Origin of the sequence: Mycobacterium sp. NAZ190054 (assembly GCF_001545925.1) — a bacterium.
Classification (GTDB): Bacteria; Actinomycetota; Actinomycetes; order Mycobacteriales; family Mycobacteriaceae; genus Mycobacterium.
Genome location: NZ_LMVQ01000518.1, coordinates 1 through 645 on the forward strand (window position 1 = coordinate 1; position 645 = coordinate 645).

2 pseudogenes are annotated in these 645 nt (G+C 71.2%); one reads left to right on the forward strand and one right to left on the reverse strand.

Annotation, left to right across the window (positions count from 1 at the left end):
• Positions 1-525 (forward strand): annotated as a pseudogene (locus ASJ79_RS25250) (glycosyltransferase); the annotation flags it as partial.
• A 54-nt stretch (positions 526-579) separates the two neighbouring features.
• Here ASJ79_RS25250 and ASJ79_RS34490 read toward each other — a convergent pair.
• Positions 580-645: pseudogene (locus tag ASJ79_RS34490) on the reverse strand (glycosyltransferase); the annotation flags it as partial.

Genomic DNA, 645 nt, shown 5'->3' on the forward strand with positions numbered 1-645 from the left:
GTGCTGCTGGTGTTCGGTGGCTCCCAGGGCGCGCAGTCGCTCAACCGTGCGGTATCGGGGGCGGCCGAAAAGCTTGCCGAGCAGGGTATCTCGGTGCTGCACGCACACGGGCCGAAGAACACCCTCGACCTGCGCGAGCCGAAACCCGGGGATCCGCCCTACGTCGCGGTGCCGTACCTGGACCGGATGGACCTCGCCTACGCCGCAGCCGATCTCGCGGTGTGCCGGTCCGGGGCGATGACCGTCGCCGAGGTCAGCGCCGTCGGGCTGCCGGCGATCTATGTACCGCTCCCGATCGGCAACGGTGAGCAACGCCTCAACGCGCTGCCGGTGGTGGAGGCCGGTGGCGGCATGGTGGTCGACGACCGTTCGCTGACGTCGGAATTCGTCGCGGGCACGGTGCCCGGGCTGCTCAACGACCCGGACACGCTGAACGCGATGACCGCCGCCGCGGCCCGGGCCGGACACCGCGACGCGGCGCAGAGGGTGGCCGAGGTGGCCCTGGGTGTCGCGCGGGGCGAGGGTGTTCTTCGGCCCGTGTGCGTGCAGCACCGAGATACCCTGCTCGGCAAGCTTTTCGGCCGCCCCCGATACCGCACGGTTGAGCGACTGCGCGCCCTGGGAGCCACCGAACACCAGCAGCAC